Origin of the sequence: Actinoplanes sp. NPDC026623 (genome assembly GCF_040638275.1) — a bacterium.
In the GTDB taxonomy this organism is placed as follows: domain Bacteria; phylum Actinomycetota; class Actinomycetes; order Mycobacteriales; family Micromonosporaceae; genus Actinoplanes.
On record NZ_JBEZXZ010000419.1, the window covers coordinates 1 to 1,957 of the forward strand.

At 73.8% G+C, this 1,957-nt stretch carries 2 protein-coding genes; both read right to left on the minus strand.

What is annotated here, in order from left to right; translation table 11 throughout:
- The coding region (locus tag AB0F10_RS45415; RefSeq protein ID WP_360640804.1) for a hypothetical protein at window positions 1–857 on the minus strand (857 nt) is incomplete at its 3' end.
- Window positions 858–955: 98 nt separating this feature from the next.
- Window positions 956–1,957, minus strand: a 1,002-nt coding sequence (locus AB0F10_RS45420) for a YncE family protein (protein WP_360640806.1), incomplete at its 5' end; no start/stop codon positions are given.

Here is a 1,957-nt window from a genome sequence, read left to right on the forward strand (position 1 = left end):
GGCGCGGCCGGCAGCGCGGGCACGGTGGGCGCGGCCGGCGCGGGCAGCGGCTGGTGGGTGGCGTCGTTCGCCGGCGCGGTGGCGAGCAGGACGGCCGCTCCGACGGTGACCAGGCCGGCGATCGTGGCCGGGAGCTGCCATTCGGGCCGGATGGCGTCGCCGAGGAACAGCAGCGCGACGGCGGACGGCGCGATCACCTCGGCGGTCCAGTGCACCGCGGTCACCGGGCCCACCTGGCCGATCTGCAGCGCGTGGGCGTACATCATCATGCCGGTGACGGCGAAGGTCAGCAGGGCCGCGATGAGCGGGTCGGTCGCGATGTCCATGGGTGCGGCCGGCAGGGCGCGGCCGGTCAGGGCCGCGCCGCCGAGGCAGAGTCCGCCGACGGCGGCGGCCAGGCCCGGTGAGCCGATCTTGGTGGCGCTCCAGCCGATCAGCGCCGCCGTGACCGCGGCCCCGCAGAATGCCAGGCGCAGCCCGGTGGACGCGGTGACGTCGTGTTGCGGTCCGGCCGACAGGGCCAGCACGGTCAGCGCGCCGAGGGAGGCGACCACGGCGGCGACGTCGCGGCCGCGCAGCCGGGACTTCAGGACGAAGCGGGCGGCGACGACCGTTATCGCGAGCGAGCCGGCCAGGATCGATTCGACGATGTAGACCGCCAGCTCGCGCAGGGCGATGATCGAGCCGATCCAGGCGAGCATGTCGAAGCCGATGCCGGCCAGGTACAGCGGATGGCCGAGGGCCTTGACGGTGCTGGTGGTGCGCCGGGCGGCGACGGCCTGCAGGATCGCCGCGGTCGCGTAGCAGAAGGCGCCGAACACGGTGATCGCCAGCGCGATCCAGCCGGCGGAGGTCATCCTCGCTCACCGGCCGTCGTTACGCTTCGTGGATCGACGGATCACAATCAGATGATAGGTGGGGTCGCGGCGCGGCGCGAGTGCCCGCCCGCCGCGCATTACTCTCCGACCCGCAGCACGGTGACCGTGTCGTCGCCGCCGTTGCTCACGTAGGCGAGGCGGCCGTCGGGCGAGACCGCCACCGTACGCGGGCTGTGGCCCACCCGGACGGTTGCGGTCACCGCGCCGGTGCGGCCATTCAGGACGGACACCGTGTTGTCGCCCTCGTTGACCACGTACGCGTGCCGGCCGTCGCCGGCGAAGGCGACGCTCTGCGGCTGCTTGCCGACCCGGAACGGTCCGGTGCGCCGCATGGTCTTCGCGTCGATCAGGTCGGCGGTGTCCGCGTCGAAGCCCGCCACCAGCACGGTTGCGCCGTCCGGCGACACCGCGACGCTGTGCGGCGAGCGGCTCACCGGCACCGATTTGATCATCCGGTCGGTGCGCAGGTCGATGATGGACACCGCGTTCGACTCGTGGTTGGCGGTGAACGCCCGCCGCTGGGTCGCGGAGAAGGCCACCGCGTGCGGGTTGGCCGGCACGTTCACCTGGCCGTCCGGGCGCTGGTCGGCGGTGGCGTAGATCTCGACCTTGCCCTTGCTGTGGATCGGCACCCAGAGCCGGTCGTCGGGGCAGACGGCCAGGGTGAACGGCTGCACGCCGGTGGCGATGTAACGCAGGACCTTGCGGCCGGCGGCGTCGACCACGGCGACCCCGCTGCCGGACATGTCCTTCTCGTACATGGACACGAAGACGAGGCTGCCGTCGCGGGAGGTGGTGACGAACCGGGGGGTGTGGCGCAGGCTCACCGAGGTCACCCGCCGGGTGGCGGCGTCGACGACGGACAGGACCCGGGCGCCCTGATTGGCCACGTACACCGTGCGGCCGTCCGGGGAGACCGCGACGCCCTCCGGTTCGTTGCCCACCCGGATGGTGGCGATCGCGGCCGGCCTGTTGGTGCTCGTCGCGCGCAGCGCGAGCGGGACCCGCGCGACGACGCTCGGCGCCGGGGCCGCCGTCCCCGGCCCGGCGAGGTTCGCGGCGCGGGGCGCCGGCGCCGC